Source organism: Alteromonas stellipolaris, from assembly GCF_001562115.1.
Lineage (GTDB): Bacteria > Pseudomonadota > Gammaproteobacteria > Enterobacterales > Alteromonadaceae > Alteromonas > Alteromonas stellipolaris.
In genome coordinates, this window is record NZ_CP013926.1 from 4022678 (window position 1) to 4038934 (window position 16257).

The 16257-nt window shown below is 42.2% G+C and carries 12 protein-coding genes; 9 read left to right on the forward strand and 3 right to left on the reverse strand.

Translation table 11 applies throughout. From position 1 onward, the window contains the following. The first annotated feature begins 633 nt into the window (after positions 1-633). On the forward strand, positions 634-3234 hold the full coding sequence (locus AVL57_RS17030; protein WP_057789295.1) for a TonB-dependent receptor plug domain-containing protein: 2601 nt from the start codon (positions 634-636) through the stop codon (positions 3232-3234). A 177-nt stretch (positions 3235-3411) separates the two neighbouring features. Here AVL57_RS17030 and AVL57_RS17035 read toward each other — a convergent pair whose 3' ends face one another. Continuing rightward, positions 3412-4095, reverse strand: coding sequence for a type 1 glutamine amidotransferase domain-containing protein (locus AVL57_RS17035; protein WP_057789293.1), 684 nt, complete (start codon positions 4093-4095; stop codon positions 3412-3414). Between the two features lie 181 nt (positions 4096-4276). Next, on the reverse strand, positions 4277-7297 hold the full coding sequence (locus AVL57_RS17040) for a TonB-dependent receptor (RefSeq protein WP_057789290.1): 3021 nt from the start codon (positions 7295-7297) through the stop codon (positions 4277-4279). A gap of 434 nt (positions 7298-7731) precedes the next feature. On the opposite strand from AVL57_RS17040, the gene AVL57_RS17045 reads away from it, so the two are divergent. The 5 genes from AVL57_RS17045 (at position 7732) to AVL57_RS17065 (ending at position 12593) form a co-directional block, all read left to right on the forward strand. Further along, positions 7732-8592, forward strand: a complete 861-nt coding sequence (locus tag AVL57_RS17045; protein ID WP_231517765.1) for a PhnD/SsuA/transferrin family substrate-binding protein — start codon at positions 7732-7734, stop codon at positions 8590-8592. Between the two features lies 1 nt (position 8593). Next, entirely contained in the window at positions 8594-9532 is a 939-nt protein-coding gene (locus AVL57_RS17050; RefSeq protein WP_231517764.1) for a hypothetical protein, read from the forward strand. Between the two features lie 188 nt (positions 9533-9720). After that, entirely contained in the window at positions 9721-10344 is a 624-nt protein-coding gene (gene udk / locus AVL57_RS17055) for a uridine kinase (RefSeq protein WP_057789284.1), read from the forward strand. 12 nt (positions 10345-10356) lie between these two features. Continuing rightward, positions 10357-11568 (forward strand): NupC/NupG family nucleoside CNT transporter, encoded by a 1212-nt coding sequence (locus tag AVL57_RS17060; RefSeq protein WP_057789282.1) that lies wholly within the window; start codon positions 10357-10359, stop codon positions 11566-11568. A 185-nt stretch (positions 11569-11753) separates the two neighbouring features. Next, positions 11754-12593 carry an isopenicillin N synthase family dioxygenase gene (locus AVL57_RS17065; RefSeq protein WP_057789280.1) on the forward strand — a complete coding sequence of 280 codons (840 nt, stop codon included), beginning with the start codon at positions 11754-11756 and terminating at the stop codon, positions 12591-12593. Positions 12594-12731: 138 nt separating this feature from the next. Here the strand turns inward: AVL57_RS17065 and AVL57_RS17070 are convergent, their stop codons facing one another. Next, on the reverse strand, positions 12732-13901 hold the full coding sequence (locus tag AVL57_RS17070) for a tetratricopeptide repeat protein (RefSeq protein WP_057789279.1): 1170 nt from the start codon (positions 13899-13901) through the stop codon (positions 12732-12734). A gap of 187 nt (positions 13902-14088) precedes the next feature. Between AVL57_RS17070 and AVL57_RS17075 the strand changes: the two genes are divergently transcribed. From AVL57_RS17075 to AVL57_RS17085, 3 genes are all read left to right on the forward strand, one after another. After that, entirely contained in the window at positions 14089-14595 is a 507-nt protein-coding gene (locus AVL57_RS17075) for a fasciclin domain-containing protein (protein WP_138118251.1), read from the forward strand. A gap of 147 nt (positions 14596-14742) precedes the next feature. Continuing rightward, complete coding sequence (locus AVL57_RS17080) at positions 14743-15159, forward strand: MAPEG family protein (protein WP_057789275.1); 417 nt, start codon at positions 14743-14745, stop codon at positions 15157-15159. 120 nt (positions 15160-15279) lie between these two features. Beyond that, positions 15280-16239 carry a GGDEF domain-containing response regulator gene (locus AVL57_RS17085; protein ID WP_057789273.1) on the forward strand — a complete coding sequence of 320 codons (960 nt, stop codon included), beginning with the start codon at positions 15280-15282 and terminating at the stop codon, positions 16237-16239. Positions 16240-16257: the final 18 nt, after the last annotated feature.

Consider the following 16257-nt stretch of genomic DNA (forward strand, 5'->3'; position numbering starts at 1 on the left):
AAAAGTAAAGAATTCGAAAAATAGAAATTAATTATAAATTTATAAAATCCAGCCTTTGATAAAAACAGGAAAATGTAAACTTAACTTTTAAAATTAAATAATATCACCATAATTAAAAAAACCTCAAGCATACCAACTTATGAATTCTAAAATCCACAACAATACCATTGTCATTAATTGTAATTACAGAAAATTCCTCTGACTTTTTCATCTGTACTGAAACGCCCCACCCACTTTTACTTAAACCAGACTTAACTACGCAGAATTTGCGCAAAGCCTACGTCAATCATGCACTAAACCTACACTATTCGCACACAAAAACTGCACACCACACACAGCCTCGCATTATTTTTGATTTCTCTTTTAACGAATATCCAGTGTTATCTTTAAATAAATATTAAGAGAGTAAAAGCAATAATTATTTTACCAATGTATAGAACCGTAAAGGTTTCATCACTCTGCGTATAATTAAAGTAAATTAGGTCTAAATAGAACAAATTATACACTTTGTAAATTGCCAAACAGCACGACGAAGTGCTTAATTCTCCCGACAGAAAACATCTGTTCAAAATAAAAACTAATAAACGTCTTTGTAATTACAACGTGTAATCACCTTCGACAAGGGGAATTAAAATGTTTAACACCAATAAACTCAGCAGTGCTGTTAGGCGAGGAATTTTACTGGCGAGTTCCGCTAGCATGTTTGCCGCGCCAATGGCCCTCGCACAATCAGATGACGAAAATTCAGCTGAACCTGTAGAAAAAATTCAAGTGACTGGCTCTCGAATTAAACGCGTGGATTTAGAGTCAGTTTCTCCGGTCACTGTTATTACAGCTGAATCTATCGCGTTATCTGGCGATACATCGGTAGCGCAAGTTTTACGTAACTCTTCAATTAACACCTTTGGTTCGTTTCGTGGCCAATCTGGTTACGGTAGCGGTGCTTCAGCTTCAAGCGAAGTAAACTTGCGTGGTCTGGGTGCGGGCGCAACACTCGTTCTTATGGACGGCCGTCGCCTTCCAGGTTTAGGGTACGATGGTGGTTCATCTTCTGATATGTCGATGATCCCGATGTCGATTGTTGAGCGCATTGAAATTCTTCGCGATGGCGCATCGGCCATATACGGTTCAGATGCTGTTGCAGGTGTAATTAACATTATTACCAAGAAACAGTTCGACGGCGTAAATGTAGGTTATAGCTTTGAAGATCCAGGTGCTGACGGTGGTAATTCCAGTAAGTACAATTTTTCTGCTGGTGTTACAAGCGACAAAGGCAGCATTGTATTCATTGCCGAGCATGAAAACACACAAGAAGTTAGCGATGTCGCGGTATCAGGTGACTATGCACTAAATAGCTATTCAACCTATAGCCCAGTGGCAAACTTCTACGATTCAGATGCAGGTGCATATCTTTATAACGAAGATTTGTGTGGCGATGTAGCAGACACATCTATTGAGTCAGACCGTTGTGGTTACTATTATGGCAATACCACGTGGCTTTACGGTGCGACTGAGAAAAACTCACTGATGACAAAAGTGGAATATGAGTTGGCAGAAAACTTACAACTCATCACTCGCTTCTCTGCAATGCAGACGTCTACAGATACTCGTTATGCTGCTACCCCAGTATCTACATCCTCGCTAACTATCGACGCCGATAATGCAATGAACCCATATGGCCAAGACGGTTCAGTCTATTTCCGTACCTCTAGCTTGGGTACGCGCGATACTAAAACTGAAAAAACCACCTTTGAAATGGTTTCAGGCCTTGAAGGCTATACCGAAATTGCTGGAAACGAGTGGGACTGGCAGGTTTATTACCAGCGCACATCAGCAAAAGAAGAAGTATTTGGCTACAACTTGGTTAATGATATCGTCGTACAAGATCTAATTGATACCGAGCAACTTGACTTATTCAACGTACAAGGCCTTAGCACCGATGATTGGTATGCTTATAACGCTGATCTTTTAACAAACGCTGATCATACTGGCACCTATCAAACTACCCAAATGCGCGACATTATCGATGGCAGTATTTCCGGTCAGCTTTTTTCAAATAACTTCATGACGGTTAGTGCTGTATTTGGTGCTGAGTACTCGTATCTTGATTTTGAACAGGTATCTGACCCTGAATCAGGTTTAGGCATTATCTCGGGCGGTTCGGGCGGTGACGACGTTTACGCAAGCCGTGAACGACAGTCATACTACACAGAGCTTGCCATTGAATTACCACATGAAGTAGAGGTCTCAGCCGCGCTTCGTTACGACGGCTATGAGCTTGAAGGTGATACGGGTGCTAGCATCTCAACCTCAGAGTTTTCAGATACGGTGCCCAAGCTCGGTATTAGCTGGCGCCCGACTGAATCACTTTTACTTCGCGCCAGCTGGGGAGAAGCTTTCCGTACCCCAACAATGAGTGAAATGTTCGCGACCATTTCTTACGGTTTCCCTGATGCCTACGACTCCTACTACTGCGATACCTTAGGAAACCCAGGTAGCGATGACAGTTACTGTTCATCGGGTCAACAGCATCTAACCTACTACGGTGGTAATCCAGACCTTAGTCCTGAAAACTCTGAGTCGCTTACTCTTGGTGTGGTTTATGATGTAACGGATGATTTGTCACTTGAAGTCTCTTATTACCAGTATGACTATGAGAACAAAATTGAAGATATCGATGTTGAAGACTTAATTGCCGCAGACTTAGATGGGACTTCTAGCAGTATCGTACGTGACAGCGATGGTAAGATTACATCTATTACATCGGGCTATACTAACTACTCAGAAGTAACAACAAACGGTTTTGATATTACTGCCAACTACGACTTAGCAACTGAGATTGGGAATTTTGGGGTTAACCTCGAATATTCGCATGTGTTTAGTTACGAAGAAGAAGGTACTGAGTGGGCTGGCGAATTATTCTATCCTGATAATCGCGCTAACCTAACGGTAGATTGGACAGACGGTGATAAATGGACAGCCTCGTGGAGGACACTATTCATTGGTGCCAACGGGGAAACCTTTTACTCTTCTTACGATTATGCTGATAATTACTTCAAGCATAATGTCACCGTTTCGTATCATGTGAACGATAACGTTAAGGTATCTGCAGGCATAGCTAACCTTACCGATGAACTTGAAGAATACTTGCCCGGCGAATGGCGCGGTTTCGACGATACACTTTACGATCCTTTAGGTCGCACCGTGAGCTTCAACGTTCAAGCTAGCTTCTAACGTTTAACTCACACAAAAACGCCGCTTGTACAATGGCCTATCTCTCGTACATTTGAGATAGGCCATGGTCAGCGGCGTTTTATTATTTCTGCCAGTATTAACGTTTTATAAAACTGGCACACCGGGTATCAGTGAGTCGGTGTAGACTTAGTAATGAGTTTAAGTGCGTGCAGTACGCTACGAAAGTACCTTAATAAGCGCTTGTGCTGCTGGCCCTGACGACGCAGGATTTTGACCCGTCACCAAAAGACCATCAACACACACTTTAACGCCAAAGTCCTCTGTACTCTCGTACTTACCGCCCTTACTAATAAGTGCGTCTTCCACTAAATAGGGCACAACCTCGGTCAATTTCATTGCCTCTTCTTCACTATTTGAAAAGCCAGTTACCGTTTTGCCATTAATGAAAAACTCGCCATCGGCACGTTTTACTTCTTTAAGCACGATAGGAGCATGGCATACAGCGCCTACAGGCTTCTGTGCTTTGATCATATCTTCAATTAGCATTGTGGAGTGGGTATTGTCAGATAAGTCCCACAGCGGGCCGTGGCCGCCTGGGTAGAACACAGCATCAAACTCATCAGCTCTTACATCTTCTAACACAATCGTTGAAGACATTGCGCTTCGTGCTACCTCATCTTTTGTATAACGGATAGCATCGTCGGTCATAGCATCATCTGCCAAGCTGTTTGGGTCAATTGGCACTTGGCCGCCCATAGGTGAAGCTAATGTGATGGTATACCCTTCATCCTTGAACGCATAATAGGGCGATGCGAACTCTTCCAGCCACATCCCTGTTTTATTGCCTGTATCACCTAACAATTCATGTGAGGTCATTACCATCAATATATGTTTCGACATAAGTTCTCCATGTGAACAATTCATTTAGTTATTCGTTCGTATGGCGACAATGGTTAGATCAGAAAAAGAAAGGGAATGCGATGAGAAACATAAAGAGAAGTTGATTTACAAGATAAAAAAAATGCCACTTCCAAAATTGGAAAGTGGCATTTAACACTACAACTGTTTTTTAAACTGTTGCTTAGAAGCGGTAGTCAATACCTACACGCATTTCCCAAAGTGATGCATCACCCTGACGACTTTCAGGAGATGATGTACCTAGCGCAGCAGTATTGAAGTTAACTTCTTCCAAAATACCCCATTCATCGTTGATGAAGTTGGTGAAGTTATTCATAACGAAATAAACCTGAGCAGAGTGATCTTCACGGAACGCAGGAATATTTTGTCTAACTGCGATATCCATTTTGAACCACCAAGGGCTAGTTTGGTCGTTACGCTCTGCACCAATCGGTAACACGTTGTTACCTTCAAGGTATGGTGTGTAGCCATATACAGAGTTACCACTGATGGTGTAACTAAACGGACGACCAGACTGCGCTACTGCATAAGCAGAGAAGATAGTGCTGTAACCGTCGATAAGTTCAGTAGTGTAACGAAGGTCAGCAGTAAAGCGGTGCTCGATATTCCAATCAGACAGTGAAGATACTTCTTCGTTAATGTCAGTAAATGCTCTGTACTGGAAGTTAGAGAACGCTACTGAACTCGTCATTGGTTGTACATCTTCAGCGTGGCTGTAGTTATAACCACCGGTGAAAGTAATACCGTTGTCCCAAGACTTGTTCATGGTCGCTGTTAGTGAGTAAGACACTGAATCTTCATCAGAGTTAGTCAGTTCAAGTGAACCGTAACCTACTGAGTCATAATCAGGGTAACCTTCGTCAGTTGTGCCTACACGCTCAAGACCCACATATTTAATCATGGCTTGTTTCTGCGTCACACTTAGAAGGAAATCTAAGTTGAATACGTAATCTTCGTCATTGATGTGAGTCATACCCGCAGAGATTTTCCATTCGCGAGGCATTACGAAGCCTGGATCTAGGTTGTTACTTTCAAAGTTACTACCTGCACCAGAAGACATCTCTTCGTCTAAATCAGAAGGTACTGAGTAGCCAGGTCCAGCAGTTACGCCGTCTTCTGTATTAACCCATACAACGCTTCCGTCGAATAAGTTAGCGTATTCACCTTCAACTTCACCACCAATAACGTTCGTGTTTTGATAGTTGTTTGTCATCCATACGTTCGGGTTACCGCCTGAGAACAAGCCAACACCACCACGTAGTTCAGTTGAATCACTCAACGTATAGTTAAGGCCAACACGTGGTTGTAGCAAGCTAAGTCCATCTAGGTTAGCCGTGTTGTCATAACCGTTCCCAGCTACGAAATCAGCATTTCCAACAGGCTCGTCTGATGTTGTAATCCAGTCATAACGTAAACCAGCAACTACTTTTAAATCGTCAGTAAGATAGAACTCATCTTGTGCGTAAGTAGAGTGTGACGTGTAACCCCACTCAGCAGCACGGTCTAATAGGTTGCCAGAATATGCATAACCGTATTCGATTTCTGCATTTGTTCCGTTAGTGAAATCTTCTAAGCTTTCAAAAGTAATAGAGGTTTCAGAGTGCTGAACGAAAAGGTTGTAGATATCTAGTTTGTCGCTCTCGTAACCGAAAGTTAACGCGTGGCCGTTGTCGAAGTAATAGTTACCACGGAACATTAGGCTTAACGCTTCCCAGTCTAAGTCGTTAGCTTGACGGCTGTCATCAGAACCTAAGAAAACCGTAAGGTCGTCTTCAGAAGTATCTGTATCATTACCTAGCTCAATTTTAATTTCGCCAAAGTCGTTACCGCCTGGAGTGCCGTCACCATACATAGAACGCTGTAGGTTATCTAGCTCTGTGCGAGAAACGCGGATTTCAGTCGAGAATTTGTCTGTCCAATCTGAGTAAAGTACACCAACAAATGATTGTAGCTCTGCGCCACGCTCGTAGATGTGGCTAGATAGTTCAAACTCATCTGCGTCGCCGTCAGATTCTGCGAAGTTGTTACCGTCGTTATAGTTATAGGTAAACGCAAAACGGTGGTTTTCGTTAATGTTCCAGTCTAACTTAACAAGAAGCTTTTCATCTTCGTTAGGCATGCTAAGTGGCGTTGTACCAGCATCAAAGTTATATAATGACTGAGATACAGACTGAATTTGTTCAAGTTGTGCTTGTGTAAGCGCAACTTCATTAATTGCGCCAGAACCGATAGCACCACGGTCAAATGTGTTTGCGCCTTCTAGTTTTTCGTAAGCAGCAAAAACAAATAGCTTATCTTTAATCAGCGGTGCACCCACTGTGAAGCCGTAACGTTTTTCAGTGTAACTACCAAGGTTGATATCATCACCTTCAAGTGAGTCACCACGTAGGCTGTCGCTACCATAGTCGTAGAACGCAGAACCATGAACTTCGTTAGTACCTGTTTTACTTACTGCACTGATGTTACACGCAGAGAAGCCGCCGTAAATTACATCAAAAGGAGCAATTTCTACTGACACACCTTCGATAGCGTCAAAAGAGAAAGGCATTCTTTCTGTAGGGTAACCGTTCGAGTTAAGACCGAAAAGGTCATTCATGCGAACGCCATCAACCGTCAAGCTGTTAAAACGAGGGCTTTTACCCACACACTGGATACCACCGCTACCGCCTTCATCTACATAGATACGAGGGTCAATACGAACGATATCAGTGATATCACGGTTGATCGCTGGCGCTTGTTGAAGTGTTGCCAAGTCAAAGTTTGCTGAAGGGCCAGTTTGACCGAAAGCCAAACTACCTACTTGAGAAGCGGTTACTACGATGTTTTCGTAGTTAGCTGCAGATTCAAGTGTTCTTTGGATAGTTGCCGCTTCACCAAGCTCTAGGTAAATATCGCTGATAGTTTGATCTGCGAATTCATCCGAGTCGATTTCAACAGTGTAAGGACCACCTACACGTAAACCACGAAGGTTAAATGTACCAGCACTGTTTACTGTCACTGTTTTAACCGCACCAGTTGGTACGTGAGTTACTTTAACTACGGTTCCAACAGCAGGGTTGCCGTTTGGACCGACTATCTGGCCATTCATATCTGAAGACGTTACTTGAGCCATTGCAGTCGTGGTTAGACCCACTGTTAGTGCAACTGCTGCAGCAACGCGGCTGAGCTTAGCTGATGAGTACATGTGTGTTTCCCTTTTTGTTTAAAATTCTTTTTTTTAGCGTAGAGGGAATTTATTCCCCTCTACGACCTCTGATATTGACTAAAAGACTTCTTTGAGTGGATGAAATTGTTATAGACCTTCGTGTCATATTTATTACAGTTTTGTATATTTCGTCAATTCCGTGACGTGATTTCATCGCGTTTTTCGCACCACACACCTGACCATTTGGTCAAGTTATTTTACTTATCAAAACCAAGGTCGTCTGACTTGTTCTTGTGGTTTCTATTGATGACATATCATGGACTAATAAACAGCGTTTAACAAAATTCAGTCTGATTTGTAAAAAACACTTACTTTTCATGATTATAACCAATTAAAATAAATTTACCTATTGCAATAAATAACCTTAGCTGATGAAATCAGCACATAAATCACTAACTCATTTGGTTATTTTTTTGCCAAAAGTCAGAATTATTGCTACCGGAAGGTGGATCATACTCCTTATTGCCGCACTTGTTTGCGGTAGTGCTGGCTATTTTTCACAAAAAATAGAATTTATTCCGGTACCCCCCCAAACTGGTCGAACTTTAACCTGCCAAACCGAGTTACAAAACAACCTAGATATCTTTTCAGTGTATGTCACAGATGGCTCTATCGCGAATATGGCCCTAGAACGTTTATGCGATAACAAAATCATCAAAAGGCAATTTGGCCAAGTCAGGGTCATCGTCGGGCAAAGCGACTACGATACCTTTCGATATATAAACCATGGCGTGGTCGATTTAGCCTTAATTAAACGTAATGTAGTAGATGCCTTCGGTGCAGATCAAATTTATGGTTTAACTTTGATAGCGTCGCACCCTAATTACAGCGCTTTCTTTATATCTCAACGTGAGAAGCCCCTGCTTGAAAAAGAGTACTTGCTTGGCAAACGAATTGGGCTGCTCGATTACCCTTCCAGCCGCTCAGGTCACATTGTTCCAAAAACCATACTTCAAGATCTTGGGTTAACTGAGAACAATGTAGACATTGTGTACTTCAATTCCCACAAAGATTTGCGTAGAGCATTGCTTGCGGGAGAAGTCGATATTATCTCATCGTATTGGGCCGAAGAAGATGAGCAAATTTTATCTAAGAACTATGCAACCCCTCTGTTAAAGAACGTTAGCGGCATGCAATGGTTTTTGAAAATGCAAATGCAAAACACTGATTTACTTTGCGCCATGCAGTCTGTAGTGAAAGACATCGCCGATTCTCACTCACGCCCCTATTACAAAACCCTAGTTCTCGTGAATGGATGTAGTAAAGATGAGTAGTATGATGTCAACTGTTCGCCCATTTACCCTAATCTGTGTGCTGATACTCTTTGCGGTACTTCAAATCATCAGTACGTTTGGTCAGATTATTGGTATTCAGTCTGCTCGCCACAATGCGAAAGACAACGTAGAAAGAAGAATCATATTAGACAGTGCGTTTCTTGATGTTGGGAATGCAACGCTAAATACCCCCGTCAATACGTATGCAGTGGGTCGCTATATTGAAACTATTAACGAAGATTTAGCCGCTGACAATTATCCAATTAGAGTCTCCTCAATTCAGGGGGTAAATGCTGATGTAACGTATACTGAATACAGCTTATCCCATACATTTGTATTCGAAAACGCAGAGCAAAAAATTACACTAACTATGCAATCGCTTCCTATGTATCAAAACCTGACGATTAGTTGGTGGGCGTTGATAGTATCGGTGCTGCTTGCACCAGCGTTTGCTATTCCTAGGCAGCGAAAAGCCAAGCATATTGTCAATGAAGAATTAATTGTCCCACCTACGCCCAAGCTTGCTATTAATTTGCGAGATAAAACGTTAGGCAACAGCGTAAATGACACTGTTGTTATATTGCAAAACAAGCCACTTTGCTTTTATACGGCACTCGTTAAATATTGCACAGAGAACCCAGAGCACCCACTTCCTCCGCATAAAGATGTGCCTATCGAGCTTATTGCACTGGCTAATAAAGCCTTTTCACGATTGATTGAACTAGGACATACAAAACGTAAAAGGCCAGACTTTAACGCCAACTTAGATAAAACCTTAAGCGAGATTCGCGCCTCATTAGATGAAGTGTTTGCCTTATACCCAGAGGAAAAAGAACGCTATTACCCACCAAGAGCTCAGGGGGAAGGCTCTCGTTCAAAACAACACTCTTATGCGCTTACCAGTTTATCCCCTGACGATGTAGAAATTATCGGAAACTAGCTATTTTTTAATCAATTATGACAGTGGTATGAAAATAAATTTAGGAATGAAAACGCGCTCAAAATAAGCGAATGTTATTGATTCATCTAGCAAATAGCGATCCATTTGACCAATTGGTATGAATATAACATTGATTCATAGAGGCTAAACGCGTATCTTTGCTCCAATAAAATCAGCTTTCTAGAATTATGCAATCGCCTTTAATTATTGCCATTTCTGGAGCTTCAGGCTCTGGAAAGTCACTGTTTACCGAAAATTTGTTTAACGGCTTCTCTGCTCAAGGAAGGCCTGTGCAAGTGCTTCGCGAAGATCATTACTATCGCGCTCAAGACCACTTGCTCATGGAAGCACGAGAAAAAAACAACTACGATCACCCCAATGCATTTGAGCATGAATTGCTGAAAGCGCATTTGCAGGCACTTAGAGATGGTCAACCTATTGATTATCCTCATTACTGTTTTAAAACACACACTCGACTGCCTGACACTGAACGTTTGAACCCAGCACCAGTTATAATTCTTGAAGGAATTATGCTGCTTGCCCGTGCAGATCTTCTGCCACTTTATGACGTGAAAATCTTTGTCGATACTCCACTGGATATCTGCCTTATGCGCCGCATGATACGAGATATCAAAGAACGTGGACGTACTATCGAGTCAGTTGCCAAACAGTACGAAGAAACTGTAAAACCGATGTATCACCAATTTATCGAGCCAAGCCGGTTCACTGCTGATGTAGTAGTTACACAAGGTGGTAAAAACCAAATTGCTCTAGATGTGATCAAATCTCACATTCAGCAAGCGCTTCTATAAAGGATTGATATTATGGTGAGTTTACTGGGCATTGCAGTCCTTTTAGGTATTGCATTCGCGCTCTCGTCGGCGAAACGCAGCATTAGTTTGCGTACTGTTGGTGGCGCCTTCGCTATGCAAGCTTTAATCGGTGCATTTGTTCTGTATTCTGAGCCTGGCAAAGAAGTTCTGTTAGCAGCAACAGGGTTTGTTGCTAACATCATTGCCTACAGTCAAGACGGTATCAACTTCCTATTTGGCCCTATCGGCGACAAATCTATTGCTTTTATTTTTGCTTTCAATGTTTTACCCGTTATCGTTTTCTTCTCATCACTTATTGCAGTGTTATATCACTTAAAAGTGATGGGCTTAATTATTAAAGTGATTGGTGGTTTCCTTCAAAAGGTATTGAGAACTAGCCGCCCTGAATCCATGTCAGCGGCAGCAAATATATTTGTAGGGCAGACAGAAGCCCCATTGGTAGTTCGCCCTTTCATACCTCATATGACGCGTTCTGAGCTATTTGCCGTGATGGTAGGTGGCCTTGCCTCTATTGCAGGTTCAGTAATGGCAGGTTATGCGGGTATGGGCGTTGATTTAAAATACTTACTCGCAGCGAGCTTTATGGCAGCCCCTGGCGGTATGTTAATGGCAAAGATTATTCTGCCAGAAACTGAAAAAACCAAAGACGGCTTAAGCGAAATAGATTCGGAAGACACAGGCTACGCCAACGTCTTCGATGCAGCAGCAAGCGGTGCTGCATCAGGGATGACACTCGCATTGAACGTGGGTGCTATGCTACTTGCATTCATCGCCCTCATTGCCATGTTCAACGGCCTAGTGGGTTGGACAGGTGGTTTATTAGGGTATGAAAATGTCACCTTTGAAGGGATCATGGGTTACATACTTCAACCGTTAGCATGGGCAATTGGCGTTCCATGGGAAGAAGCCCAGATTGCAGGAAGCTTTATAGGACAGAAAATGGTAGTGAACGAATTTGTGGCTTACCTTAACTACCTCGAGCACCAACCTAACCTGTCTGAATCAACACAAGCTATTGTCACTTTTGCACTTTGTGGTTTTGCAAACTTATCCTCTATCGCTATTTTGATGGGTGGTATTGGTGCTATGGCACCTACTCGCCGAAAAGAAATTGCTCAGTTGGGCCTAAAAGCAGTTATCGCTGCAACGCTATCAAATTTGATGAGCGCAGCGCTTGCAGGCTTCTACTTAACACTTGGCTAAACTGTCAGATTGAAGTACTAGATTAAGTTTTAGGCTAAGTTTTCGCCCAAATGTAGACTAAATGGTCTACATTGATTACATTAGGCATCTTAGATGACGTTGATTGATTTAAGTCAACTACCAAAGCTTTTTTGGCGGCCCGTCTACCCTTATAATGCCGCAATCAAATTAAACGGGATAAAGTTATGCAATTAGTTGCTGTTGATTACACGGCGGAAAACGCCCAAGAAGAATTCGTTAAGTCGCTACGAGAGACGGGCTTTGGGGTATTGAAAAACCACCCAATTCAACAGTCACTCGTGCAAGGCATTTATGATAGCTGGCAAGGCTTTTTCGATAGTGAAGAAAAAAATGACTACCTTTACAATAAGGGTAAGCAAGATGGATTCTTCCCTCAAAGCGTTTCTGAGGTAGCCAAAGGCTTCACGAAAAAAGATATTAAAGAGTACTTCCATTATTACCCTTGGGGTCAATGTCCTGACGAACTTCGTCCTTTGCTGTCACAGTACTATTCAGAAGCCAACACGCTTGCTTCTGAGCTTTTAGGCTGGATTGAGAAACACTCTCCAGAGGAAGTTAGCGACAAGTACAGCCAACCATTAGGCGACATGATCAAAGATTCAGATCAGACTCTATTACGTGTACTTCACTACCCACCACTAAGTGGTGAAGAAGAAGTAGATGCTATTCGTGCAGCGGCTCACGAAGATATTAATCTTATTACTATTCTTCCAGCTTCTAACGAACCAGGATTACAAGTAAAAGCGCAAGATGGCAGTTGGTTAGACGTACCTTGCGATTTTGGTAGCTTGATTGTGAATATCGGCGATATGCTTCAAGAAGCATCAGGTCACTACTTCCCATCTACGACTCACCGTGTTGTGAATCCAGATGGTGCAGACATGACCAAGTCACGTATTTCATTGCCACTGTTCTTGCACCCTCGTCCGGATGTGGAGCTTTCAGAACGCCATACTGCAGGCACATATCTGCAGGAACGTTTGAAAGAGCTAGGTGTTATCTAAAAGAGCGCTATTCTCTATAAAAAAAAGCCACGTTAAAACGTGGCTTTTTTGTTGGCCCGATTTATTGGTACGTTTGCTGCAAGATTCGCTGCAAGTAGGTACTCACTGCTTGTTTTGCAAGTCGTTAGTCGTTATTAATTAGTAGTTCAGAGCAATAGTAGAAAGCTTACTCATGTACCGGTTCTCATCTTGTGAATTGGGCGCAAGTTGAATAGCGCGTTTAATGTAACGCTCAGCGTTATTGATATCTCCTATCTCGTAATACACTTTAGCCAATCCAAAAAACACTTCGTGTCTTGTATTATCTAAGCGAAGCGCGCGCTGGAAATGTTCTAATGCGTCTGCAAACTCCCCATCATCCAGAGCTTGTTCCCCAAGAATGAAATGGTAAAAAGGGTTTTCTTTACGTTGCGCTTCAACTCTAGCTTTAATCTGCGCTGATTTATCAAATAAGCCTTGGTGGTAATACAAAATAGACAAGTTGTCCCACGCAGTTAGATTATTTTCATCCAAATTTAACGCAAACTGATAACTTTGCTCTGCTGCTTCAAATGCGTCAACCATACGGTACAGCACGCCTAAATTAACCCAGCTTTGCTGTAACTCTGGTGATAACACTGCAGCAGCCCTAAAGTAACTGTATGCTCGCGTATAACTGTTCGCAATTAGCGCGTCTGCACCTTTATTGTTGTAGAACATAGACAACACAAGGCGCTTGGTAACAGGCACCCGTGGAAAGTGCGTTCTAATCATTTGCGGATCAAAATCAACATCTGCGCTACTTGGTCCTATGTTAGTCACTAGCGGATCTTTAGGTACATTTATGGTTAAGTTAACGTGACCATTTAGAAAACTGAAGCCGTCACGCCTTGTCCAATACTCAGGTATGTCTACTTCATAGAATGTGGCATCGTAGCCTGCGTGCTGCGCCATGGCGTAAGTCATGATTGACAAAGAAAGGCAGTTTGCAGAACGATTATTAAACGTCTCATTGGCAACCGAATTCGCATTACTGCGGTATAACAACCCCATTTCAGAATGATCAAAGATTGAGGAAATTAGCCCTTTTACGTTGGTTGTCTTTCCTCCTGACTCATAAACAGCCTCATCCACAAATAACTGTGCATCTTCTTCTAGTGCAAAGACTTGCTCTTGTGTCTCAATCGGAAAAGACGCATAACTAGGAAACAAATGATCGTGTAATGCAGGATAAGGATTCTTGGCAACAACAGGCGCAGTGCTAGCACAACCTAGCATAGCTGAACTGAATAAAACGAGTAGTGCGGTAATAAGATGTCGAAGTAACATAATGCAGCCCTCCCCTATTAACACCTTGACGAAGTATAGCGCAATTCGCTAAATTTAACATTATATTTACATCCCATCTAATGCACTGCTTTCTATTACGTAAACTTAATCATCAATTTTGTTAGGAGAAACGTAACCATTCTCGCTACATCAATTTATGTTCTCCCAAAATTTAAGGAAGGTATTTATGGTTAAGTTAATCCCGTTGGTAATGATGAGCTTGATAAGTATATCGGCTTTTGCCGGACATCATATGGAATCAGAGAAGGCAGATATCGTTGATACTGCAGCAAGTAAAGAGATGTTTTCTACCTTAGTCGCGGCGGTTGAAGCTGCGGATTTAGTTGATACCCTAAAAGGTAAGGGCCCTTTCACAGTATTCGCCCCAACCAATAAGGCTTTCTCTAAACTGCCAGAAGGTACGGTAGAGATGCTGCTTAAGCCTGAAAATAAGGCATTACTATCACAGGTGCTTACTTATCATGTAGTATCGGGTAGCGTGATGGCTGAAGATGTGATGTCGCTAACCAGTGCCACTACCGTAGAAGGTACTGATATCACTGTGGTTACCGCCATGGGGAAAGTAATGATTAACGATGCCACCGTGATTAAAGCCGATGTAAAAACATCTAATGGTGTCATTCATGTTATTGATACCGTATTACTTCCCGCTGAAGTCAAAAAAGCGTTATAGCCCATTATTAGTAAGTAGCGGGTTTCCGCTACTTACTCCCCCCTTTTATACAAAACTACGTTTCAAAACCAATAACCCCGATGCTTTTTTAATCCATAACCTTCTTGTAATCCGTATACCAATTAATTAGCTTACAAGGATGAAGTCATGTTCACTGTTTACACCTACGCTATCGCAGGGCTTGCGGTAATCATTTTTACAGTATTAATTCAGAACATTGTTGCCGCTGTGGCGCACCGCAAACAATCATCTTATGTACCAGGCAAAGTTGCCGAACACCTAAGTCACGACAGCTTCGTATTTAGAAGCCATAGAACGTTTCACAATTCACTTGAGAACGTAAACCAATTTATTATTCCGGCGATACTTTGCATGTTTGTTGGCGTTACCCCTCTCTATCTGGCTATATTAGCTTGGGTGTATGGCTTATGTAGAATTGTTCATATGGCACTATATTATGCGATGGCGACTGAGCGTAATCCAAGCCCGAGGACCTATTTTTATATGATAGGGCTGGTAACTAACCTAATACTGTACGTGCTTCTTTTTATGTCGTTAATTTAAATACAAAAAAATGTTAAATATTAAACTTTTGTTTAATGCATTTTTTACACTTGCCGCGTTACTCTGGGTTTAACGTTTACAAATAGTTGGAAACGGTTGCGTTGTAGGTAAAGGACTAACATGTTTATTGAGCAAGTAAATAAACGAGCATTATCAGACTGCCATTTATTAATTGTAGATGACCAAGCAAGCTCTCGAATGATTTTAGAAGGGCTTCTTGAAGAGATGGTGAGTTGTACCTCTGTTTCCTCTGGAGAAGCTGCGCTTGCTTACTGTGAAAAAAACACACCCGACTTGATTCTGATGGATGTGAACATGCCTATCATGGATGGACACCAAGTTGCACAAGCCTTACGTGAAAATCCGAGTAAATCTGATATCCCCATTATTTTTGTTACCGCAACAACGACAGACGAAGCACAATCAAAATGCTGGGATTCTGGCTGTGTGGACTTTGTGACCAAACCTATTAATGCATGTACGTTACAAAATCGCGTGAAAGCGCACCTTAACCATAAGCTCAAAAACGACCTGTTAGAAAACCTTATTTATATTGATAGGCTGACGGGCGCTTACAATAGGCACTATTTAGAAGACTACCTTCCCCGCTTTATGAAAGATGGTAAGCGGAGTCATAACCCCCTTTCTCTTGTGCTATTCGATGTTGATTATTTCAAGCGCTACAACGACCGATATGGGCATATGGAAGGCGATAGCTGCTTATGGAAGCTTAGTAAAGCGATTAACGATAGCTTATTGCGCCCTATGGACAAATTGGTTCGCGTGGGCGGTGAAGAGTTTTTAGTTATTCTACCCAACACCAATGAGGAAGGCGCAAAATTAGTCGCAAATCGACTTTTAAGTACCGTGTTCAATTTAAATATTGCCCACGCTGATTCAAACCTTGCAAGGGTGACGATTAGCGCTGGTGTAGCAACGAAACACCCAGACGATAATAAAACTATCGACTTCACTATGCTTCAAGCTGATAAAAGCTTATATGCTGCAAAAGGGCTAGGTAGAAATTGTGTCGTGAGTAGCGTGGAAACGGCTCACAATGTAATGGAGTCAGAAGCTTAAAAGATATATTAAAGCCTA